The sequence below is a fragment of the Nocardiopsis ganjiahuensis DSM 45031 genome, assembly GCF_000341085.1.
Classification (GTDB): domain Bacteria; phylum Actinomycetota; class Actinomycetes; order Streptosporangiales; family Streptosporangiaceae; genus Nocardiopsis; species Nocardiopsis ganjiahuensis.
Genome location: NZ_ANBA01000007.1, coordinates 325505 through 346403 on the forward strand (window position 1 = coordinate 325505; position 20899 = coordinate 346403).

Annotated in this window: 19 protein-coding genes; 11 read left to right on the forward strand and 8 right to left on the reverse strand. The window is 72.3% G+C overall.

Translation table 11 applies throughout. The annotated features are described in order from the left end of the window. Positions 1–126 precede the first annotated feature (126 nt). Complete coding sequence (locus D458_RS0108170; protein WP_017586243.1) at positions 127–585, forward strand: nitroreductase family deazaflavin-dependent oxidoreductase; 459 nt, start codon at positions 127–129, stop codon at positions 583–585. Between the two features lie 158 nt (positions 586–743). Here D458_RS0108170 and D458_RS0108175 read toward each other — a convergent pair whose 3' ends face one another. Further along, entirely contained in the window at positions 744–1808 is a 1065-nt protein-coding gene (locus tag D458_RS0108175; protein ID WP_017586244.1) for an aminotransferase class V-fold PLP-dependent enzyme, read from the reverse strand. A 121-nt stretch (positions 1809–1929) separates the two neighbouring features. Next, entirely contained in the window at positions 1930–2469 is a 540-nt protein-coding gene (locus D458_RS0108180; RefSeq protein WP_017586245.1) for a MarR family winged helix-turn-helix transcriptional regulator, read from the reverse strand. 291 nt (positions 2470–2760) lie between these two features. Here D458_RS0108180 and D458_RS0108185 point away from each other — a divergent pair, with 291 nt between their 5' ends. The 5 genes from D458_RS0108185 to fahA all read left to right on the forward strand — a co-directional run bounded on the left by D458_RS0108185 (position 2761) and on the right by fahA (position 8972). Further along, positions 2761–3723, forward strand: a complete 963-nt coding sequence (locus D458_RS0108185; RefSeq protein ID WP_017586246.1) for an MBL fold metallo-hydrolase — start codon at positions 2761–2763, stop codon at positions 3721–3723. Between the two features lie 107 nt (positions 3724–3830). Next, on the forward strand, positions 3831–5501 hold the full coding sequence (locus D458_RS0108190; protein WP_017586247.1) for an FAD-dependent monooxygenase: 1671 nt from the start codon (positions 3831–3833) through the stop codon (positions 5499–5501). A gap of 123 nt (positions 5502–5624) precedes the next feature. After that, on the forward strand, positions 5625–6854 hold the full coding sequence (locus D458_RS0108195) for a homogentisate 1,2-dioxygenase (RefSeq protein WP_017586248.1): 1230 nt from the start codon (positions 5625–5627) through the stop codon (positions 6852–6854). Continuing rightward, positions 6851–7717: a hypothetical protein gene (locus D458_RS0108200; RefSeq protein ID WP_017586249.1), complete on the forward strand. Its 867-nt coding sequence runs from the start codon at positions 6851–6853 to the stop codon at positions 7715–7717. The genes D458_RS0108195 and D458_RS0108200 overlap by 4 nt, the downstream gene beginning before the upstream one ends. A 40-nt stretch (positions 7718–7757) precedes the next feature. Further along, positions 7758–8972: a fumarylacetoacetase gene (fahA, locus tag D458_RS0108205; RefSeq protein WP_017586250.1), complete on the forward strand. Its 1215-nt coding sequence runs from the start codon at positions 7758–7760 to the stop codon at positions 8970–8972. 68 nt (positions 8973–9040) lie between these two features. On the opposite strand, the gene D458_RS0108210 is transcribed toward fahA, so the two are convergent. Next, a complete protein-coding gene (locus D458_RS0108210; RefSeq protein WP_040702286.1) occupies positions 9041–10432 on the reverse strand; it encodes an alpha/beta hydrolase domain-containing protein in 1392 nt (463 codons plus the stop codon). A 224-nt stretch (positions 10433–10656) separates the two neighbouring features. On the opposite strand from D458_RS0108210, the gene D458_RS0108215 reads away from it, so the two are divergent. Continuing rightward, the gene (locus D458_RS0108215) at positions 10657–11448 is read left to right on the forward strand and encodes an SAM-dependent methyltransferase (protein WP_017586252.1); all 792 of its coding nucleotides are present in this window, start codon (positions 10657–10659) and stop codon (positions 11446–11448) included. Positions 11449–11591: 143 nt separating this feature from the next. Here the strand turns inward: D458_RS0108215 and D458_RS0108220 are convergent, their stop codons facing one another. Beyond that, positions 11592–13157 carry an alanine/glycine:cation symporter family protein gene (locus D458_RS0108220; RefSeq protein ID WP_040702287.1) on the reverse strand — a complete coding sequence of 522 codons (1566 nt, stop codon included), beginning with the start codon at positions 13155–13157 and terminating at the stop codon, positions 11592–11594. A 604-nt stretch (positions 13158–13761) separates the two neighbouring features. Further along, on the reverse strand, positions 13762–14649 hold the full coding sequence (locus D458_RS0108225) for an MmyB family transcriptional regulator (RefSeq protein ID WP_017586254.1): 888 nt from the start codon (positions 14647–14649) through the stop codon (positions 13762–13764). Positions 14650–14786: 137 nt separating this feature from the next. On the opposite strand from D458_RS0108225, the gene D458_RS37135 reads away from it, so the two are divergent. Both D458_RS37135 and D458_RS0108235 read left to right on the forward strand, forming a co-directional pair. Next, a complete protein-coding gene (locus tag D458_RS37135; protein WP_017586255.1) occupies positions 14787–15047 on the forward strand; it encodes an Atu4866 domain-containing protein in 261 nt (86 codons plus the stop codon). Further along, entirely contained in the window at positions 15047–15769 is a 723-nt protein-coding gene (locus tag D458_RS0108235; RefSeq protein ID WP_017586256.1) for an SDR family oxidoreductase, read from the forward strand. The genes D458_RS37135 and D458_RS0108235 overlap by 1 nt, the downstream gene beginning before the upstream one ends. A gap of 159 nt (positions 15770–15928) precedes the next feature. Here D458_RS0108235 and D458_RS0108240 read toward each other — a convergent pair whose 3' ends face one another. The 3 genes from D458_RS0108240 to D458_RS0108250 all read right to left on the reverse strand — a co-directional run bounded on the left by D458_RS0108240 (position 15929) and on the right by D458_RS0108250 (position 18051). Next, positions 15929–17170, reverse strand: a complete 1242-nt coding sequence (locus D458_RS0108240) for an RNA polymerase sigma factor (protein ID WP_017586257.1) — start codon at positions 17168–17170, stop codon at positions 15929–15931. A gap of 4 nt (positions 17171–17174) precedes the next feature. Then, positions 17175–17582 carry a YciI family protein gene (locus D458_RS0108245; RefSeq protein WP_017586258.1) on the reverse strand — a complete coding sequence of 136 codons (408 nt, stop codon included), beginning with the start codon at positions 17580–17582 and terminating at the stop codon, positions 17175–17177. Between the two features lie 121 nt (positions 17583–17703). Further along, positions 17704–18051, reverse strand: a complete 348-nt coding sequence (locus D458_RS0108250; protein WP_017586259.1) for a VOC family protein — start codon at positions 18049–18051, stop codon at positions 17704–17706. A 230-nt stretch (positions 18052–18281) separates the two neighbouring features. On the opposite strand from D458_RS0108250, the gene D458_RS0108255 reads away from it, so the two are divergent. Both D458_RS0108255 and D458_RS37880 read left to right on the forward strand, forming a co-directional pair. Then, on the forward strand, positions 18282–18944 hold the full coding sequence (locus D458_RS0108255; protein ID WP_026119107.1) for a hypothetical protein: 663 nt from the start codon (positions 18282–18284) through the stop codon (positions 18942–18944). 63 nt (positions 18945–19007) lie between these two features. After that, on the forward strand, positions 19008–20834 hold the full coding sequence (locus D458_RS37880) for a PASTA domain-containing protein (RefSeq protein ID WP_017586261.1): 1827 nt from the start codon (positions 19008–19010) through the stop codon (positions 20832–20834). The last annotated feature ends 65 nt before the right edge of the window (positions 20835–20899 follow it).

A 20899-nucleotide genomic window follows, 5' to 3' on the forward strand; every position in this document is an offset into this window, starting at 1 on the left:
ACCGCCCTGTGCGTACCGCGTGCGCCCCTGCGCGGGGTGGGGTTCCAGGGCATGTCGGGCTCCCCCGCGTGACGGCGGACGTGGCACGATCGGTGTGTCTTGCGTATCCGATCACCAAGGGGAGCGATGTCCGTGAGCGACGTCCTACAGGGCGAGTACGAACCGAGTTCGTCGAAGTTCGTCCGCGACCAGGTGGAGCAGTACGAGCGATCCGGCGGCCGTGAGGCCAACACCCTCATGGACACCGGCATGCCGGTGGTCATCCTGACCATGCGCGGCCGCAACAGCGGAAAGGTCCGCAAGGTCGCCCTCATGCGGGTCGAGCACGAGGGCGAGTACGCGGTGATCGGGTCGCAGGGCGGCGCGCCCCAGGACCCCGACTGGGTGCACAACCTGCGAGCGGCCCCCGACGAGGTCGCGCTCCAGGACGGGCCCGAACCCTTCGCCGCCCGCGTCCGGGAGGTCCAGGGCGAGGAGCGCCAGAGGTGGTGGGACCGCGCCGTGGCGGCCTACCCGCCCTACGCCGACTACCAGGAGAAGACCGACCGGCTCATCCCCGTGTTCGTCGTCGAGCCCACCGGCTGACCCGCTGACCCGCTGATCCGCCGGCCGGCGGCCGGTCCTCCCGTCCGGCCGCCTGCCGGGCCCGCCGCCGGTACAGGTCCGCCCGGCCCCCGCGGGCACCGCCGTCTCCGCCCCCGGCAGCACCGGTGCCGGTGTCCCGCCGTTTGTGTCCGGGGGCCTCAGCGCCCCCCGGACAGCACCTTGACCAGGCGGTCGACGTCCTCCTCGGTGTTGTACAGGTGGAAGCCCACCCGCAGCCGCCCGTCACGGATGGCCGCGGCGATCCCGGCCTCGGCGAGGCGTTCGGTGGTGCCCTCGGGCACCGGGAGCGACACGATCGCCGAACCCGTCTCCGCCAGCCCCATCGCGCTCCGGAACCGGTCGGCCAGGGCGGCGTCGTGCGCGTGGATCGTCGCCACCCCGACCTCGTTCAGCAGGTCCAGGCTGGGGGCCAGGCCGATCCACGCGGGCCACACCGGGGCCAGGTCCAGGCGGCGCGTCCCCTCGGCCAGGCGCAAGGGCCCGCCGTAGAGCGAGTTCCACGGTTCGGCTCCCGCGAACCAGCCGGGGGCCAGGGGGGAGAGTTCGGCGAGGGCCTCCCCGGTTCCGGTGAGGAAGGCCGCCCCTCGGGGGCCCAGCAGCCACTTGTAGGTGCTGCACACCACGTAGTCCACGCGGTCCAGGGGAGTGGACAGCCAGCCCGCCGCCTGACTGGTGTCCAGCATGAGCCGGGCTCCGTGGTCGGCGCAGGCGGTGATCAGGTCCTCGACGGGAGCGATCTTCCCGGTGGCCGACTGCACGGCGGCGACCGCGACCAGGGCGGTGCCCGGGCCGACCTCGTCGGGCAGGCGGTCGAGCGGCACCTCCCGGACCCGCACCCCGTGCTCCTGCCTGGCCATGAGCGGGAAGACCACCGAGGTGAACTCGCCCTCGGCGAGCAGGACCTCCGATCCCGCGGGCAGGATCGCGGCGATCGTTCCGACGAACTGCGAGGTGTGGGTTCCGACGGCGACCCGGTCGGGGGCGGTCCCGACCAGACGGGCGTAGGAGGTCCGGGCGGCGTCGACGACGCTGTCGACGGCACCGGCGGAGAAGCGGCCCGCGGCCGTCTCGCGGACGTGCGCCTCGAGGGCCGTCCGGGACGCGTGCGGGGTCAGGCCGTGGGTGGCGGTGTTGAGGTAGGTGTTCTCGGCGGAGAACTGGTTCTGTGCTTCGCGCAGGCGGGCGCGGCCGGTGTGGTCCATGGCCCGATGTTCACAGGCGCGGATCACGCGCTCAAGGGCCAATTCCGGTGGGTGGGCAGACCACTTGCTGCGAGGGCTGTCTCCGGCGGGGCCGCGGGATCACCCCGGCGGGGCCGCGGGGTCAGCTGCGGAACTTGGCCTGCGCGTCGGTGGAACCGGCCATCAGCTTGTTGAGCAGACGGACCAGTTCGCGGCGCTCCTCGGGTTCGAGGGCCTCCGCCCAGGCGCTCTCGCGGCGGTTGTGGGCCCGGAAGACGCCCAGGATCGCTCCGTACCCGGCCTCGGTGAGGCTGAGCTGGAGGGCCCGGCGGTCGTGTGTGGCGCGTTGGCGGCTGAGCAGTCCGTCGCGTTCGAGGGTGTTGAGCAGGGCGGACAGCGCGGCGCGGCTCATGCCGGAGATCTCGGCGGTGGTCTTGGCCTCCATGGGGCCGGCCAGCCAGAGCGCGAACAGCACGCGGAACCCGGGCCAGGTCCAGCCCCGGGGTCGGTGGACGGAGGATTCCAGGTCGTAGACGACCATGCTCGTCGCGCGGTTGAGGGTCAGGACCATGCGCATGGCCTCGGCGTTGACCGAGGGGAGCTCCCGTTCGGCCTTCTGCACCGCGTAGTCCACGAATGACCAGAAGGTGAGCTCGTCGGGGGGTGCGGTGTTGTGAGTCACGCCAGCCAGCCTAGTACGAGGGGTGTGTCCGGCGTTTGCTCTGGCTTTACTTCGCGGACCCCCGGGCGGACCCGTCCGTTGTCCTCGCCCGGGCGGGGATGTTCACGCGGGGATGTCCGGCCGGGGGGACGAGGGGGCAGCGGATAGCCTGGTGTTGTGATCTGCATCACGCACCAAGCGGTCGTACGCCTCTTGGTGCTGTGGCGCAGGGCACGTTATGGTCAGATTCATCAAACGTTTGATCATTTGGGTGGCGGCAGCCGCCCGCGACGAGTGAAGGGTCCTTCGACCATGGCAGCCAAGCCGTTCGCCTCATCCGCCGACACCGAGGCCAAGGAGCAGACCCTCGAGGTCCTGGCCGACGGCGTCTACGCACTCACCGCGGAGGGCGACCCCAACGTGGGCGCCATCGAGGGTGAGGACTTCGTGGTCGCCTTCGAGGCCCTGGCCACCCCCACCGCCGCCAAGGAGTGGCTCGCCAAGCTCCGCGAGCACACCGACAAGCCCATCCGCTACCTGGTGCTCTCGCACTACCACGCGGTCCGCGTCCTGGGCGCCAGCGCCTTCGACGCCACGGTCGTCCTCACCCACGAGAAGACCCACGAACTCATCCGCGAGCGCGGCAAGGAGGACTGGGCCAGCGAGTTCGGCCGCATGCCCCGCCTGGCCAAGGACGCCGACTCCGTCCCCGGTCTGACCTGGCCCACCCAGACCTTCGCCGACCGCACCACCATCGACCTCGGCGGCGACCGAGGCGAACTGGTCCTGGAGTACTTCGGCCGCGGCCACACCGAGGGCGACATCGTCGCCTGGCTGCCCAAGCAGAAGATCCTCTTCGCCGGCGACCTCGTCGAGGCCCAGGCCGCCCTCTACACCGGCGACGCCTTCCACAAGGACTGGGCCGGGCCCACCCTCGACAGCGTCAAGGCCCTGGAGGCCGAGATGCTCGTCGGCGGCCGCGGCGCCGTCAGCCGGGGCCGTGAGGAGGTCGACGCCGCCATCGAGCAGACCCGCAACTTCCTCGACGTGATGATCCGCGAGGTCGGCGCCGTCCACGAGCGCGGCGGCACCCTCAAGGAGGCCTTCACCGCCACCCACGACGCCCTGGTCGACGACTACGGCCACTGGCCGATCTTCGAGCACTGCCTGCCCTTCGACGTCTCGCGCCTGTGGGACGAGTTCCGCGGCATCGAGCGCCCGGTCATCTGGACCGCGGACCGCGACCGCGAGGTCTGGGACCAGCTGCAGGGCTGACCCGGCCGGGACCGAACCGCCGCGGGGCCGACCGGCCCGGGCCCGGGACGGTCCCTCCTCCACCGCCCACCGCGCCCGTACGGGGCGCCCCACGAACGGAGCCCGCCATGCGTCCCCCAGCACCCCGCACCCCGGCCGACACCGCCACCGACCCCGTCCTGGTGCTCGGTGCGGGGCCGGTCGGCCAGACCGCCGCCCTGCTGCTGGCCCGCCGCGGGGTCCCCGTACTGGTCGTCGACGGCCGCCCCGAACGCGACGCCGTCGGCTCCAAGGCCATCTGCCAACAGCGCGACGTCCTCGACGTCTGGGACTGGCTCGGCGGCGGCAGCATCATCGAGGAAGGGCTGACCTGGGACACCGCCCGCACCTTCTACCGGGGGCACGAACTGTTCAGCGTGCACCTGCCGGACCCGGGCGCCTCGTCCCTGCCCTCCTTCGTCAACCTCTCCCAGTCCCGCACCGAACAGGTCCTCGACGACCTCCTCGCGCGGGCGGGCGTGCACGTCAGCTGGGGCCACGAGGTCACCGGCATCGAACAGGACGCCGACGGGGTCACCGTCGAGTGCGCCACCCCCGGCGGCCCGGTGCGCCTGCGCGGCTCCCACGCCCTGTCCTGCATGGGCGCCCACGGCGGGGTCGTCCGCAAGGCCCTGGGCCTGGACTTCTCCGGCACCAGCTTCGACGACCGCTTCCTCATCTGCGACATCCGCGCCGACCTCGGCGACTGGGAACGCGAACGCCGCTTCTACTTCGACCCCGAGTGGAACCCCGGCCGCCAGGTCCTCATCCACCCCTGCCCCGACTCGGTCTTCCGCATCGACTGGCAGGTCCCCTCCGACTTCGACCTCGAAACCGAGGAGTCCAGCGGCCGCCTGGACGCCCGCATCCGACAGATCATCGGCGACACCCCGTACGAGATCGTGTGGCACTCGGTGTACCGCTTCCACACCCGGGTCACCGACCGCATGCGTTCGGGGCGGATCCTGCTCGCCGGGGACAACGCCCACCTGGTCGCGCCCTTCGGCGCCCGCGGGCTCAACTCCGGGGTCCAGGACGCCGAGAACGCCGCCTGGAAACTCGCCTACGTCCGCAACGGCTGGGCGGGCGAGGAGCTCCTGGAGAGCTACCACACCGAACGCCACGCCGCCGCCCTGGAGAACGCCGACGTCACCAGCGCCACCATGCGCTTCCTCGTCCCCCAGGACGACGCCGCCCGCGAACGGCGCGTCAGCGTCCTGGAACAGGCCGTCACCGACGCCCTGGCCCACCCGCACGTGGACTCCGGGCGCCTGGCCGAACCGTTCTGGTACACCGACTCCGCCCTGACCACGGCCTGCCCCGAACGCCCCTTCGGCGGCCGGCCCCCGCGCGGCCGGGCCCCCGCGCCCTGCCCCGGCGTGATCATGCCCGACGTACCCCTGGCCCTGGCCGACCGCCCCGACCTGCCCCGGTTGCGCCCGCTGCTGCGCGAGGGCCTGACCCTGCTGGTGGGCGCCGCCGCCGAGGGCACCGACGTCGAACTCCTGCGCGCCGCGGTGCACGCCGCCGCCACCGAGGCGACCCCGGCCCCCCTCACCACGTTCCACATGGCCGACGTCGATCCCACCGGAGCCCTGCACAGCGCCCTGGCCCCCGAACCCGGCCAGGTCTGGCTCGTGCGCCCCGACGCCCACGTCGCCGCCGTCGTCCCCGGCACCGACCTCGACGCCGTCCGGGCGGCGGTCCGCACCACCCTGGGCCACCCGGCGGCCGACACGGCCGACACCGTGCCGGCCTAGCCGGCCCCGGGCAGGAACGACCAGGACGCGCCCCGACGGCGCGGACCGGGACGGACAGGCGAGGCGGCGCCGAGCCGCGCTTCTCACAGACCGCTGGACACATCCAAGGAGGAAGAGCCGGACATGGCGTACTACCGCAAGATCGGCGAGGTGCCCCGCACCCGCCACACCCAGCACCACAACCCCGACGGCGGCCTGTACTACGAGGAGCTGATGGGGGAGGAGGGCTTCTCCGCCGACTCCTCCCTCCTGTACCACCGGGCCATCCCCTCGGCCATCGTCGACGCCGCCGAGTGGGAGGTCCCCGACCAGTCCCTGAAGCGCAACGCCCCGATGGTGCCCCGCCACCTCAGGCTCCACGACCTCTTCCAGGGCCAGGACTGGAAGGCGGCCGACGTCGTCGAGTCCCGCCGCCTCGTCCTGGGCAACGGCGACGTGCGCATCTCCTACGTGGTCGCCGGAGCGCCCTCGCAGCTGTACCGCAACGGCATCGGCGACGAGTGCGTGTACGTCGAGTCCGGCACCGCCCGCGTGGAGACGGTGTTCGGCCTGCTGGAGGTCGGCCGCGGCGACTACGTGATCCTGCCGCGCGCCACCACCCACCGCTGGGTGCCCACCGGCGACGAACCGCTGCGCGCCTACGTGGTGGAGGCCAACAGCCACATCGCCCCGCCCAAGCGCTACCTGTCCCGCTACGGCCAGCTCCTGGAGCACGCCCCCTACTGCGAGCGCGACCTGCGCGGACCCTCCGAGCCCCTGCTCGTCGAGGGCGAGAACGTGGACGTGCTCATCAAGCACCGCGGCGACGGCCCCGGCGGTATCTCCGGCACCCGCTACACCTACCCCACGCACCCCTTCGACGTCGTGGGCTGGGACGGCTGCCTGTACCCGTACGTGTTCAACGTCGACGACTTCCAGCCCATCACCGGCCGCATCCACCAGCCGCCGCCCGTCCACCAGGTGTTCGAGGGCCACAACTTCGTCATCTGCAACTTCGTGCCGCGCAAGGTGGACTACCACCCCGCCTCCATCCCGGTGCCCTACTACCACTCCAACGTGGACTCCGACGAGGTCATGTTCTACTGCGGCGGCGACTACGAGGCCCGCAAGGGTTCGGGGATCGGGCAGGGCTCCATCTCACTGCACCCGGGCGGGCACTCGCACGGCCCCCAGCCCGGCGCCTACGAGCGCAGCGTGGGCGTGCAGGCCTTCGACGAGCTCGCCGTCATGGTCGACACCTTCCGCCCGCTCGACCTCGGTGAGGGCGGCACCGCCGTCGACGACGGCAGTTACGCCTGGACCTGGGCCAAGGGCCAGCGGGACCGGCTGAACAAGGGGGAGGGGACGGCGTGAGCGCACCGCCCAGCCGCACCCTCTACCGGGCCCTGTTCGACGACGCCGCGCTGTTCCCGCCCGGCAACGCGCCCATGGGCGAGGCGCTGCCCGCCCACCGGGCGCACCGGGCCTCCCGGCGCTCCGCCTACGTGGGCCCGTTCCTGGTGGCGGACGCCCGCATCGCCGAACTGCGCACGGTGCTCGCCCGTGAGGACGGTGACCACGCGCCGCTCGCGCTCGGGGTCACCGTCCCCGGCGGGGCCGACGACGTGGCCGCCGCGGTGGACGCCGTGCGCTCCGACCCCGCGCTGCACCTGGTCGGCGTGGAGGTCGCGGCCGCCCCCGGGCGGGCCGCCGACACCGCCGCCACTGTGGTCAAGGCCCTTGCGGCCGGGACCGGCGGGACGCCCGACGCCGAGGGCTACGTGGAGGTCACCCGCGGGGAGAACGCGGCCGCCGACATCGCCGCCCTCGCCGGGACCGGCGCCAACGCCAAGTTCCGCACCGGCGGGGTGAGGGCCGAGGCCCACCCCGACGAACCCGAACTCGCCTCGATGCTCGCCGCCGCGGTCGGCGCCGGAGTGCCTTTCAAGTGCACGGCCGGACTGCACCACGCGGTGCGCCACACCACCCCCGAGGGTTTCGAACAGCACGGCTTCCTCAACGTGCTGCTGGCCACCCACACCCTCCTCGCCGGGGGCGGTGCCGCCGACGCCGCCGGGGTCCTCGCCGACCGGGACGGCCCCGCACTGGCCGCCCGCGCCGGAGCGCTCACCCCGGACCAGGTGCGGCGCGTCCGTTCGGGCTTCCGCTCCTTCGGCACGTGCAGCATCACCGAACCCCTGGACGACCTGGTCGTCCTCGGCGCGATCACCGACTGACCACACGCCCGTCCCGCCCACTCGCAGAAAGCCCCACTCCATGCCCGACAGCTGGCTCGACATCGCCCCGGACGCGCAGTTCGGCCCGGCCACCCTGCCCTACGGTGTGTTCTCCACCGAGGCCGACCCCGACACCCGCCCGGGTGTGGCGATCGGCGACCACGTGCTGGACCTGGGCGCCCTTGCCCGGGCACTCGGCGCCCCCTTCGCCGCCGCCGTCTCCGGCCCCGACCTGGACGGCCTCCTGGCCGCCGGGCGCCCGGTCTGGGACGAGGTCCGCGCCGCGCTCACCACCTGGCTCACCGACCCCGCCCACGAAGCCGACGTGCGCCCCCACCTGGTGGACCGCGCCTCGGTGACCCTGCACCTGCCGTTCACCGTCGCCGACTACGTGGACTTCTACGCCTCGGAGCACCACGCCACCAACGTGGGCCGCATCTTCCGCCCCGAGCAGGAGCCGCTCACCCCCAACTGGAAGCACCTGCCCATCGGCTACCACGGCCGCTCGGGCACCATCGTGGTCTCGGGCACCGACATCGTCCGCCCCACCGGCCAGCGCAAGCCCCCGACCGAGCCCGTCCCGGTGTTCGGCCCCTCGGCCCGCCTGGACATCGAGGCCGAGGTCGGGTTCGTCGTCGGGACGCCCAGCCCCATGGGCGAGCGCGTGGCGGTGGACGACTTCGCCGACCACGTGTTCGGGGTGTTCCTGCTCAACGACTGGTCCTCCCGCGACCTCCAGGCCTGGGAGTACGTGCCGCTCGGCCCGTTCCTCGGCAAGTCGTTCGCCACCTCGGTCTCGCCGTGGATCGTCCCGGTCAGCGCCCTGGAGTCCGCCCGCGTCGAGCAGCCCGCCCAGGACCCCGAGCCGCTGCCCTACCTGCGGGGCTCGCAGCCCTGGGGCCTGGACCTGCGCCTGGAGGTCCGGCTCAACGGACACCTGGTCTCGGAGCCGCCGTTCTCCCAGATGTACTGGACCGCCGCGCAGCAGCTCGCGCACATGACCGTCAACGGCGCCTCCCTGCGCACCGGCGACGTGTACGCCTCCGGCACCGTCAGCGGCCCCGAGGCCTCCCAGCGCGGCTGCTTCCTGGAGCTGACCTGGTCCGGCAAGGAACCGCTCAAGCTGCCCGACGGCACCGAGCGCACCTTCCTCGAGGACGGCGACGAGGTCACCATCACCGCCACGGCCCCCGGCCCGGACGGCACGAGGATCGACTTCGGCGAGGTCACCGGCAGGATCCTCCCCGCGAGGTAGCCGGTACGGGAAGCGGGAGGGGCGGCGGCGCCGAAGTGCCGTCGCCCCTCCCGCGGCCTCCGGGCGGTTCAGCCGCCGATGCCGGCCTCGCGGGCCTCCTGCCAGTTCTTCCGCGAGTCCTCACGGGTGACGTAGCCCGAGCGCACGTTCTCCTTCTCGGCACGCACCACCTCGGACAGGTAGGAGCCCCGGTTCGGATAGCGCTCGGACAGCTCCGCCTCGCTGTAGGGCTCGTGGCTGCCGAAGAGGCGGCAGAACGCGCTCTCGGGGGCGGCCCCGCTGTTCTCGCCGGTGTTCAGCGCGGTCGGCACCTCCACCTGGGAGAGCCTGATCCCGCCCAGCGCGTGCCCGTCGTCGGCGCGCAGGACCTCACCGGAGGCGGACCGTTCGATCGGCTCCGCCGACGGCGGCAGGGTCCCCCGCGCGGTCCAGGCCCGCAGGTGGTCGTAGGAGGCGCTCAGCGTCTGGCCCAGCGGCGCCCGGCTGAACGGCGGCAGGGTGCAGTCGAACTCGGTCTGGCCGCCCAGGTCGCGTTCCTCCACGCCCGCCCGTGCGGCCCGGCCCTCCCAGCCGGAGTGCCCGGTACCGGCGACCTCCCACAGACGGAAGGTGTCGGTGTCCTCCCGGGGGACGGTCCCGACCACGTCGGTCTCCGAGAGCACCTGGAAGACCGGCTCCGGGCGGTCGCCCTCGGGGGCGGGGCCGACCATGAACCCGTAGCCGTCGAAGACCGGTTCGGTGTACGGCAGGACCTGCTCGTAGTACGCGGTCATCCGGCCGGCCGACTGCGAGGCGCCGATCGCCAGGACCTGCTCGTACTCCAGGCCTCCCGCCAGCGGGCCGCCGCCGGGCACCCGCAGTGCCTGGGCGGCCTGCGCGAACACGTCGTAGGAGAGCTGGTCGCCGGCGACCGCTCCGCCGTCGGTCACGTCCAGGTCGCCGTAGCGGGCCGGGCTCCACTCCGTCAGCTGCGAGACGCCGACGTTCTGCGCCGAGACCCCCACCCAGGTGTAGCCCGAGCGCATGATGTGGTCGGCGCTGGGCACCCACAGGGCGTCGAGGTCGTTGCCCGCGGTGACGTTCTGCCACTCGACCAGGGCGGTCGCGTTCGAGTCGCGCTCCTGGGCGGGGCGGCGCACCAGCACCCGGGTCAGGTAGGGGTGCTCGGAGGCCACCGCGCCGTCGGAGTAGCGGTTGGCGGTCCCGGAGACCAGGAACTCCTCCTCGACGTAGCCGTGGGCGTCCAGGTCGGCGTCGGTCGCGAAGAACGGGTAGGTGTCCTCGATCCGGTCGGAGCCGGGGTCGCCGGGCGCCTCCCCGGGCAGGGGCCCCTCGACCTGTGGAACCGGCACCGGGATCGGTTCCGCGGGTGCGGGAGCGGCCGAGGCGGCCGAGGCCGTCAGCGCGAGTGCGAGGCCCAGGGAGGCGGTTGCCCCCAGTCGTCGTGCGGAAGCTGTCACAGCGATCACCCTTGTCTCTGGTGCTTGGACCTCCGGCGCGTGGGAGCGCGCCCGTTCCCGGTCGGCCCGGCGAACGTACAGCGCACGGAATCCCCCCACAACGGGGGCACAGACGGGTCGGAGCCGAACGGGTGATTTCCCGGATCCCTTCGGGGCGCGGGCCCATCCGCTACCGTCGGGGCGCGAGAACACGGTCGTCCACCCCGAAGGAAGGCGAACCCCCCATGAGCGAACGGCCCCCCGAGATCGACACGACCAAGGCCCACTCGGCCCGGGTGTGGAACTACTGGCAGGGCGGCAAGGACAACTTCGCGGTGGACCGGGAGGTCGGCGACTACGTCCTGCAGGCCTATCCCGAGATGGTCGGCGCCGCCCGCGCCGACCGGCAGTTCCTCATCAGAGCCGTCACCTACCTGGCCCGGGAGCGCGGCGTCCGCCAGTTCCTGGACATCGGCACCGGCCTGCCCACCCACAACAACACCCACGAGGTGGCGCACTCCGTGGCGCCGGGCGCCCGAGTGGTCTATGTCGACAACGACCCCATGGTGCTGGCCCACGCCCGCGCCCTGCTGACCGGGGGCGGCCTGGGCGAGGTGCACTACGTCGACGCCGACCTGCACCGGCCCGGGACCGTGCTGTCCGCGGCCGGGGAGCACCTGGACTTCTCGCAGCCGATCGCCCTGACCATCCTGGGCACGATGGGCCACACCCCCGACCACGAGCAGGCCTGTGCCGTGGTGCGGGCCTACGTGGACGCGCTGCCCTCGGGAAGCTTCCTGGCCATGTGCGACGGCACGGACACCAGCGAGCCGATGATCGAAGCCGCACGCCGCTGGAACAAGACCGCGGCGATCCCCTACCACCTGCGCTCCCCGAAGGAGATCGAGGACTTCTTCGACGGACTCGAACTGGTGGAGCCCGGGGTCGTCTCCGCTCCCCTGTGGCGCCCCGCGGAGACCGAGGCCGGCGAGGTCACCGAGGTCGACCAGTACTGCGGAGTGGCCCGCAAACCCTGAGGAGCCGGCTGTTGCCTCCGGCGGAATCCCGGCGGACCGGACCCGGGACCGCCCGGGGCCGGACCGGGAACACCGGTGCCCGCCCGGTCGGGGACCGGGCGGGCACTCTCACAGGGTGGTGCGGTGAACCGGGGAGGCCGTGACTACCTGACCAGTTCCTCGGCGGGGCCCTCAGGCTTGTCCGCCGACGCCTCGGGGGCCTTCTCGCCCTCGCCGCGCAGGTGGGCGAGCAGGCGGGCCAGCTCCTTCTTGACGACCGGGGCCAGCAGGTACAGGCCGATGATGTTGAACAGCGCCGCGGCGAAGACCAGGGCGTCGGCCATGTCCAGGACCGCACCCAGGGTCAGGACCGAACCGATGACCAGGAACACGCAGTAGATGACCAGGTAGACGCGCTCGCTGCGCTGCCCGCCGCCGAAGATGTGCGTCCATCCCTTGAGGCCGTAGTAGCTCCAGGTGATGACGGTGCTCAGGGCGAACAGCACGACCGCGACGGTCAGGACGTAGGGGAACCACGGCATGACGGTTCCGAAGGCGTCCGAGGTCAGGCTCACGCCGCCGGGCAGGGCCTCGCCCGCGGCGGCCGCCTCACGCGCGGCGATCCAGGACTGCGGGGAGGCGATGACGATGGTCAGCGCGGTCATGGTGCAGATGACGACCGTGTCGAGGAACGGGCCGAGCATGGCGACCAGGCCGGCGCTGGCCGGGTAGTTGGTCTTGACGGTGGCGTGCGCGATGGGCGAGGAGCCGATACCGGCCTCGTTGGAGAAGGCCGCGCGCTGGAAGCCGATGACCATGGCGCCCAGGGCGCCGCCCGCGACACCGGTCGGGGAGAACGCGCCGCTGATGATCTGGCCGACCGCGTCGGGCAGCATGGGGACGTTCGTGCCGATGACGATCGCGCAGGCGAGCACGTAGACGATCGTCATGCTCGGGACGAGCTTGCTGGTGACCTTGGTGATGCTGCTGATGCCGCCGATGACCACGACACCCACGAGCACGGCCAGGACCACGCCGAAGACGAAGGAACCGGTGCTGCCGCCGAGCAGGCCCTCCTCGCCGCCGGTGACCGACCGCAACTGCTCCAGGGTCTGGTTGGCCTGGAACATGTTGCCGCCCGCCACGGCGAAGATGAGGATGAACGCCGCGGTCATCCAGGCCAGGACCTTGCCGACGCCGGCCATTCCGCGCTCTGCCAGTCCCTTGGCCAGGTACTTCATGGGGCCGCCGCTGACCGTTCCGTCCGGGCCGATCTCCCGGTACCTCACCCCCAGGGTGCACTCGGCGAACTTGACGGCCATCATCAGCAGGCCCGCCAGGACCATCCAGAAGGTCGCGCCGGGGCCGCCGATGGTGACCGCGATGGCCACACCCGCGATGTTGCCCAGGCCCACGGTGCCGGAGACGGCCGCGGTGAGCGCCTGGAAGTGGGTGACCTCGCCCGGAGCGCCCTGGCCCAGGCCCTTGCGGGCGATCCTGAGGGCGGTGAGGGGGTGCCGGAACTGGACGAACCCGAAGTACAGGGTGAAGGCGACGCCCGCGGCGATGAGCCAGGCGACGATCCAGGGGAACGAGGCCCCGAACACGGTGACCTCGGCGAAGACCATGTTGCTGAGCGCGGTGGCGATGGGATTGAAGACGACATCGACGGCGTTCTCGATGGAACTGCCGATGCCCCCTTCCTGGGGGACGGCGTCAGCGCTGTGCATGTAGCGCACCTTTCGGCCGGACATGACGGTCAGGGCGGTTCCGCGGCCCGGTGGTCGGGCGCTGGGGACCGCACGGCCTCCTTGTGGGCGGCCGTGTCTGCTCCGTCGGACGGAAATGGTGGGACGAGGTTCCTGCCCTCGCCGGAGGCGGCGGGTTTAGCGCGCCTATGGCCGACGTTTAGCGGAACTTCACTTTCGGGATACTAGGCCCAAAAAGTGTCATCTGAGGCACAGGTCACGAAGCTTTACTTTTGCCCCGTGTTCAACACTAGGGCGAGAGCGCTGTGTCATCAGTGATGACACTGTGGCGCTCATCGGGCCCGATCCCTTGCAGGTCAAGGGATCGGGGGGAAGGGGAGCGCTGAATGCCGAGTGCTGGTCCAGACCGGAGAACGGCAGGATTCATTGACCGTTTTGTTATGTTCCGCCGCTGCCGTGATCAGCCACTCGAAAAGACCGATTATGGAATGATGGGATGAATTAAGGGTCGTTTTTCGAGGGTTCGCTCCGGCCGGGTACGCCCTCATCCGGTCCCGAACCCAGCCGCGCACCTCCCCGCCCGGTCCCGAGCCGCCCACACGACCTCCCACCCGGACACCCGGTGTCAGGTCGACCGTCTCTCCGCCGACGGAGCTTCGGCCGCCGCCCGATCCCCGGCGGCAGCGGGCGGCGTGTACGTCCCCGCCGAGACCGAGCCCAGCAGCCTCAGCGCCTCGGCGCTGCGGCTCCCCGGCTCCGCCTGGTAGCAGAGCAGCTGCTGGCCCGGCGCCTGGGCGACGTCGAAGGTGTGCATCCGCAGGGTCATCCCACCCACGGCCGGGTGCGCGAACTCCTTGACCTCCATGCGTTTGCCCCGCGCCCGGTTCTGCGCCCACAGCCGCGCGAACTCCGGGCTCGCCTCGATCAGGCCGTCGATCACGGCGCGGATGCGCGGGTGCTCCGGAGCCCGCCCCTCCGCGAGGCGGATACCGGCCACGGAGTTCTCCGCGGCGAGCCGCCAGTCGGCGTGGAAGCTCCGCGAGGCCGGATCCAGGAACACCTTCTCCAGCAGGTTGCGGCTGACGGTGAAACCGCTGAACAGGGCGTTGCCGAGCACGTTGTGGGCGAGCACGTCGTAGGCGGCGTTGACGACGAGCGCGGGTGTGCCGGGCCAGGAGTCCATCAGCTGCAACAGGTGCGGGTCCACGTTCTCGCCGGCCAGGTCCGCGCGCGGGCAGGGAGCGAGCCCGGCCAGGCGGTAGAGGTGACCGCGCCCGTCGTCGTCCAGGGCCAGGGCGTCGGCGAGGGCGTCGAGCACCTGGGCCGAGGGCCCCGTCTCGCGTCCCTGTTCGAGGCGGACGTAGTAGTCGACGCTCACGTCGGCGAGCATCGCGACCTCCTCCCGGCGCAACCCCGGTACCCGCCGCCGGTCGTTGCCGCGCAACCCCACGCTCTCCGGCGCGGTCGCGTCGCGGCGGGCTCGCAGGAACTGGGCCAGGGCCGGTGCTGTCATACCGCGACGCTACCCCGGGCCGCCCCGGACAGGGAGGGTGCGTCGCACCCAGGCTCACACCGGCCTGGTCCGGAGCGCGAGGTGAGCCGAGTGTGGTTACCACACCGGAGATTTCCGAGAAAGGGACGAGCAGCACCATGACGGACCACCACCCCTACGTCGGCCTGTGGGTCACCGCCGACGGCCGCATCCGCCACGAACTACTGCCGCGGGGCCGCTACGTGGAGGCCCGCGGAAACCGTGAACGCGCCTACACGGGCCGCTACACGGTCACCGGCACCCACATCGACTACGTCGACGACACCGGCTTCAGCGCCGACGGGGACTTCGTCGACGCCGACACCCTGCACCACGCGGGCATGGTGCTCACCCGCCGCACCGAGAAGGAGAACACCTGATGGACAAGATCGTGCTCATCACCGGAGCGTCCAGCGGTATCGGTGAGGCCACCGCACTGCACCTGGCCGAACGCGGCTGCACGGTGGTGCTCGGGGCACGCCGCCTCGACCGCCTGAAGTCGCTGGTCGAGCGCATCGATGCCGCCGGCGGACGGGCCCGGGCCCGCTCCCTGGACGTGACGGACGCGGGCGACGTGCGCGCCTTCGTCGAGGGCGCCGCCGAGGAACACGGCCGCGTGGACGTGCTCGTCAACAACGCGGGCGTCATGCCGCTGTCCCCGCTGGCCGCGCTCAGGACCGTCGAGTGGAACCGGATGCTGGACGTCAACGTACGCGGGCTGCTGCACGGCATCGCCGCCGCCCTGCCGGTGTTCGAGGCCCAGCGCGGCGGCCACGTCGTCACGGTCGCCTCGATCGGCTCCCACGAGGTGTCGCCGACCGCCGCCGTGTACTGCGGCACGAAGTACGCCGCGTGGGCGATCACCGAGGGCCTGCGCCTGGAGAGCGAACCCTGGCTGCGGGTGACCACGGTCACCCCGGGAGTGGTCGAGTCGGAGCTGGCCGAGACCATCACCGACGACACGGCACGCGAGGCGATGGTCGCCTACCGCGCGAACGCGATCCCGCCCTCGGCGATCGCCCGGGCCATCGCGTTCGCCGTCGAGCAGCCCGAGGAGGTCGACGTCAACGAGATCGTGGTGCGGCCCGCGGCCCAGCGCTGACACTCCTGACGGGGCGGCCTGATCACCCGGCCGACCGGGACAGCGCGTGGGCACCGGACAGGGGCCGGTGCCGGGGCCGGGGAGGGAGGACCGCCTCGGCCCTTCGGGAACGCCGGAGGCCGCGGCCGCTCCGCTTTCCATGACCCCGGGCGGTCCGGCTCAGGTCTCCTCGAGTCGGGCCGCCCGGGCGTTCAGGTACCTCTGATGCGGCAGGCTCTGCGCCAACCGGGCGGCCTCCAGGTAGCCCCGCCTCGCCGACTCCCGGTCCCCCGAGCGCTCCGCCAGGTGGGCGCGGGCCGCGTGGAAACGGTGGTCCCGGGTGATGCGGCCGTCCTCCGCCAGGTGTGCCAGGAGCCGCAGGCCCGCCTCGGGCCCTTCGGCCATCGCCACCGCGACGGCGTGGTTCAGGGAGACCACGGGGTTGTCGGAGAGCTCCGCGAGGAGTCCGTACAGCGCCCGGATCTGCGGCCAGTCGGTCTCCTCGAAACAGGGCGCTTCGTCGTGCAGGGCGGCGATGGCGGCCTGGAGCTGGTAGGCGCCCGCGTCCCCGCGCGACAGCGCCTCCTCCACCAGCGCGACCCCCTCCGCGATCATCTCCGCGTCCCACAGTCCCCGGTCCTGTTCCGCCATCGGCACCGGCTCCCCGCCGGGGCCGGTGCGCGCCGCGCGACGGGCGTCGGTGAGTAGCATCAGCGCCAACAGCCCCGTCACCTCCCCGTCCTCGGGCAGCAGGTGACGGAGCAGCCGGGTGAGTCGTACGGCCTCCGCGGAGAGCTCGGCCCGGAGCAGGCGCGGGCCCGACGTGGCCGCGTACCCCTCGGTGAAGACCAGGTAGAGCACGTGCAGTACCGAGTCCAGGCGGGCGCGCAGCTCACCGGCGGGCGGCATCCGGAAGGTCAGCCCGTCCTCCCGGATCCGCTGCTTGGCCCGGCTGATCCTGCGCGTCATGGTGTCCTCGGACACCAGGAAGGCCCTCGCGATCTCGGCGGTCTCCAGACCGCCCACCGCGCGCAGGGTCAGCGCGATCTGCGAGGGCCGGGGCAGCGACGGGTGGCAGCACAGGAACAGCAGGACCAGGGTGTCGTCCGGCGGTGTCCCAGCCCGGTCCGCCGGGGGAGCGGCGCGGTCCTTGGGCAGCACCCACTCCGCGGCCCGCTCCTCCCGGCGCCTGCGGGCCTGGTCGCGGCGGAGCAGGTCGGTCATCCGCCTCGAGGCCACCGTGATCAACCAGGCGCGGGGGTCCTCGGGCGGGCCCTGCTCCGGCCACTGTTCCGCAGCCGCCAGCAGGGCCTCCTGGACGGCGTCCTCGGCGGTGTCGAAGTTGCCGTAGCGCCGCACCAGCGCGCCCAGGACCTGCGGCGCCAGTTCGCGCCACAGGTCCTCGATCCCGCAGTCGGGCACGCGTTCAGACCTCGGTGTCCTCGATGCCGCCGGAGATCGGCCGCACGTCCACGTACTCGCCCTCGAACCCCTGGTGGAGCAGGTCGGCGGCGATCTCCGTGGCCCGGTCGTAGCTCGCGCAGTCCACGATCGTGTAGCCGACCAGGACCTCCTCGGTCTCGGCGTAGGGGCCGTCGGTGACCACGGTCGAGCCGCCGCGCAGCGTCACCCGGCGCGCGTGCGAAGGCGCGGAGAGGCCCTGCGCGTCCACCAGCTCGCCGGACTCCTCGAGCTTCTTGTGGTACTCCTCCATGAACGTGTACAGGTCCTGGACCTGCTCCGGGCTCATGTTCCGCGCGGGATCCGGGTTCGGCGTGCCCTCCAGCATGTCGAGGTCCTGCTGGGTCGCGTGCATCATGATCAGGTACTTCATGGCTCTGTCCTTCCCACATGAGGCGTCCCTCCGACGCTCTCACCCGGTACGTCGAAGCCGGGGGCGCGAACCGGACACCCCGGCGGAGACTTTTCCCGGGCCCTTCGGCGCCCGTCCGGGGTCACCGGTGGGTCAGCACGTTGACCACACGGCCGTTGGGGTCGCGGACGAAGAACCGGCGCACCCCCCACTCCTCGTCCCGCAGGGGATGCACGATCTCCGCGCCCCGCTCCAGCATCACCGCGTGGACGGCGTCCACGTCGTCCACCTCCACACTCATGTCGGGCACGACAGGAGCGGACTCGTCCCGGCTGGTCAACGTGATCTGCGCCGTCGGGTTGGACGGCGAGGCGAGCGTCATGACCCAGCCGAGGTCCATCACGGTCTCCAACCCCAGGTGTTCGTAGAAGCCCCGGCTCTCCTCCATGGCCTCGGACCGGATGTCGGGCACGACTCGGCGGACGGACACGGCTGCACCTCCTGGTGATCGGTGGTCGACGCATGACACCTGTCATGCCCGGCCCCTGCGGAACGCGGAGAAAACCCATGACGGGTGACACTCTGTCACGGCCCGGATCCCGGCTAGGTTCGAAGTACGGGCCCGAACGACACACGTTCTCCTTCGATACGGGCCTCGCCGCCGAGCCCTCGCCGGGGTGGGGCATCGAAGAGCCTCCGCGCGAAGACAGGGATCCTGGGATGTTCGAGAAATGGCGACGGCGTCGCGCCGCACTTCGGGTCAAACCCGGTGACGGCCGCGCACTGAAGCCTTACCGCTGGTGGCAGCCGACCTCGCGCTCCCTGTTCTATCTTCCGCTGAGGAACGCTGACGGACGGCAGGTGGTCTACGCCGTCGACACCGACCACGTGAAGCGGTTCTTCTCCGAGGAGGGGAAGGGGGAGGCCCACCTGTACCTCGACGGCAGGCATCACGCCGAGTCCGAGCTCCCCGCGGCCTTTCCCGTCGAGGGCGGCACGATCGAGGTGGCGGCGACGGACTTCGGCCTCAAGCGCTGCCACTACGTCACCGCGGAGGGGGCCGACCACCAACTCGTCCCGGACCGCAGGTCCGGCGAGGGCCGCCGGGCGCACCTGCACCGGGAACGCCCCGCGCTGAGCCGTTGGATCGCTGTCCTCTCGCTGTCCCTGCTGGTCGTCCCCGCGCTGCTCCTCATTCCGCAGCTCGTCGAAGCGGCCTTCCAGCTGCCTCCCGTGGCTCAGCGCCTCGGGACCTTCACCTCGCCCGTCCAGCTGCCGTTCTGGCTCAACGTCGTGCTCGGGCTCGGTGCCGCGACGGCCAGCGTGGAGCGCGCACTGCGCCTCCGGTACAACTGGCTGCTGGATTCCGCGGCACAGAGCTGACGGCGGCGCGAACACCCGGGAACGGCGGTCTTCCGGACCCCGCAGAGTCCATAAAATCCTTATATGGACCCCCTTTCCCCCCATACCTCCGGAAGTGCGGCGCTCGGTCGGCGTTTCCGCGTACACGGCGAGCGCCGGATCTCCGGGCGTACGACCCTGCTCGAAGCGGACGACCTCGAAACCCGGGGCCCGGTCCGCGTGGAGCTGTTCGACGTCTCCGGGTCCGACGGCGCCGAGCTGGTCAAGGACTTCCGGACCCGGCTGCGCGCCTTCGAGGAGCTCGAACACCCGGTCCTGTCACCCGTGCTGTCCGGCGGGATGCGCGGGGGGAGCGCCTACACGGTCACCGAGCCCCACCACGGCGCCTGGGTGGGCGACCTGGTCGGCGAACGCTTCCGGGAGAGGGTCTCCCGCAGGGAGGCGCTCGACATCGCCGACGTGCTCCTGGGGGCGTTGGAGACCCTGCACGAACGGGACCTGGTACACGGGCACATCGGCCCGCGGACCCTCTCCCTCGCCGACGACGGAGGAGTCAACCTCCTGCTCCTGGCGACACCGCCGCCCCCCGGTGAGGGCGGGGCCGCCTTCGGCCCACAGGACGACGTGGCCGCCGTCGCCGAGCTCCTGGAGACCATGGTCGCGGGGGAGGAGCCCGGGGACGACGGCGACTCACCCGCCGGACGCGACGCGGTGGGCGAGGCGATCAGCGCCCTGGTGGCCGACGGCACCGACCCCGACCCGCGGCGGCGTCCGGCCGACGCCTCCGAGTACCGCGCCCTGGTGCGCCGGGCCGCCGACGCCCTGCCCGCCCCGGCGGGCAGGCACGTGGCCCGCGGTGAGCCCGCCGAAGAGGAACACGTCCAGGACGAGCCCGAGCCGGCGCCCCGCCGCCGCCGGATGCTCTGGGCCGCCCTGGCGCTCGTGATCGCGCTGCTCGGCGCCGCCGCGCTGTGGGCCGTGACCAACCAGGGCTCGGACCCGGTCGGCGCGCGCATGCCCGACCTGGTCGGAACCACCCCCTCAGAGGCGGCCGACCGGCTCGCGGAACTCCCGGTCCCCCTGGAGATCTCCTACGAGGACGTGCGCAGCGACGACGTCGAGGCCGGGCTGGTCGCCTCCTCCAGCCCGGAGAGCGGAGGAGAGCTCTCCGAGGGAGCGGACGTGCGGCTGTCCGTGGCCGCGGGTCCGCTGACCGTCCTCATGCCCGAGGTGGTCGACTCCCCGGAACAGGAGGCCCGCCTGGCCCTGTCCGAGGCGGGGTTCACGGACGTCGAGATCGTCCAGGAGCCCGCGGAGGGACAGCCCGCCGGAACCGTCATCGGGAGCGACCCGGAAGAGGGCGAGCAGGTGCCCTACGACACCGCCGTCGTGCTCACCGTCGTGGAGGGCGTGACCGTCCCCGACCTGGTCGGCAGCACGGAGGAGGAAGCGGTCGGCGCCCTGGACGAACTGGGCCTGGAATCCGCTGTGGAGGAGGTCGAGGACTCCGCGCGCCCCGCGGGCGAGGTCGACCACCATTCCCCCGGAGCCGGGTCCGTGGTCGAGGAGGGCACGCTGGTCGTCCTCGGCGTCTCCACGGGGCCGGAGGAGGACGAGGACGAGGAGGAGGAGACCCCGGAGGAGGAGAACCCCCGGGCGGAGGGCGACCAGGACGACGGGCACACGGCGGCCGCACCGCCGGACCAGGACCAGCCCGACGAGCCCGAGCCGGGGGAGTCGGAGCAGCCGGAGCCCTGTACCTCCGGCGGCTGGTCGCAGGGCGACGTCTACCCGGAGGGCTCTCGGGTCGTCCACGACGGGACGGAGTACGAGGCCCAGTGGTGGAACAGCGACAGCTCACCCGAGGAGTCCAACGAGTGGGGCCCGTGGCGCCCGGTGTCCTCGTGCTGACCCGCCGCCCGCACACCACCTGAGGAGCGGGTAGGGCACGCCGGTCCGCTCACCGGTGGCGGACC

Excerpts from the sequence above, each read along its gene's own strand:
- D458_RS0108170 (WP_017586243.1), top strand. The coding sequence starts at position 127 with ATGTCCGTGAGCGACGTCCTACAGGGCGAGTACGAACCGAGTTCGTCG.
- D458_RS0108175 (WP_017586244.1), bottom strand. The coding sequence starts at position 1,808 with ATGGACCACACCGGCCGCGCCCGCCTGCGCGAAGCACAGAACCAGTTC.
- D458_RS0108185 (WP_017586246.1), top strand. The coding sequence starts at position 2,761 with ATGGCAGCCAAGCCGTTCGCCTCATCCGCCGACACCGAGGCCAAGGAG.
- D458_RS0108190 (WP_017586247.1), top strand. The coding sequence starts at position 3,831 with ATGCGTCCCCCAGCACCCCGCACCCCGGCCGACACCGCCACCGACCCC.
- D458_RS0108195 (WP_017586248.1), top strand. The coding sequence starts at position 5,625 with ATGGCGTACTACCGCAAGATCGGCGAGGTGCCCCGCACCCGCCACACC.
- fahA (WP_017586250.1), top strand. The coding sequence starts at position 7,758 with ATGCCCGACAGCTGGCTCGACATCGCCCCGGACGCGCAGTTCGGCCCG.
- D458_RS0108215 (WP_017586252.1), top strand. The coding sequence starts at position 10,657 with ATGAGCGAACGGCCCCCCGAGATCGACACGACCAAGGCCCACTCGGCC.
- D458_RS0108220 (WP_040702287.1), bottom strand. The coding sequence starts at position 13,157 with ATGCACAGCGCTGACGCCGTCCCCCAGGAAGGGGGCATCGGCAGTTCC.
- D458_RS0108225 (WP_017586254.1), bottom strand. The coding sequence starts at position 14,649 with ATGACAGCACCGGCCCTGGCCCAGTTCCTGCGAGCCCGCCGCGACGCG.
- D458_RS37135 (WP_017586255.1), top strand. The coding sequence starts at position 14,787 with ATGACGGACCACCACCCCTACGTCGGCCTGTGGGTCACCGCCGACGGC.
- D458_RS0108235 (WP_017586256.1), top strand. The coding sequence starts at position 15,047 with ATGGACAAGATCGTGCTCATCACCGGAGCGTCCAGCGGTATCGGTGAG.
- D458_RS0108245 (WP_017586258.1), bottom strand. The coding sequence starts at position 17,582 with ATGAAGTACCTGATCATGATGCACGCGACCCAGCAGGACCTCGACATG.
- D458_RS0108255 (WP_026119107.1), top strand. The coding sequence starts at position 18,282 with ATGTTCGAGAAATGGCGACGGCGTCGCGCCGCACTTCGGGTCAAACCC.
- D458_RS37880 (WP_017586261.1), top strand. The coding sequence starts at position 19,008 with ATGGACCCCCTTTCCCCCCATACCTCCGGAAGTGCGGCGCTCGGTCGG.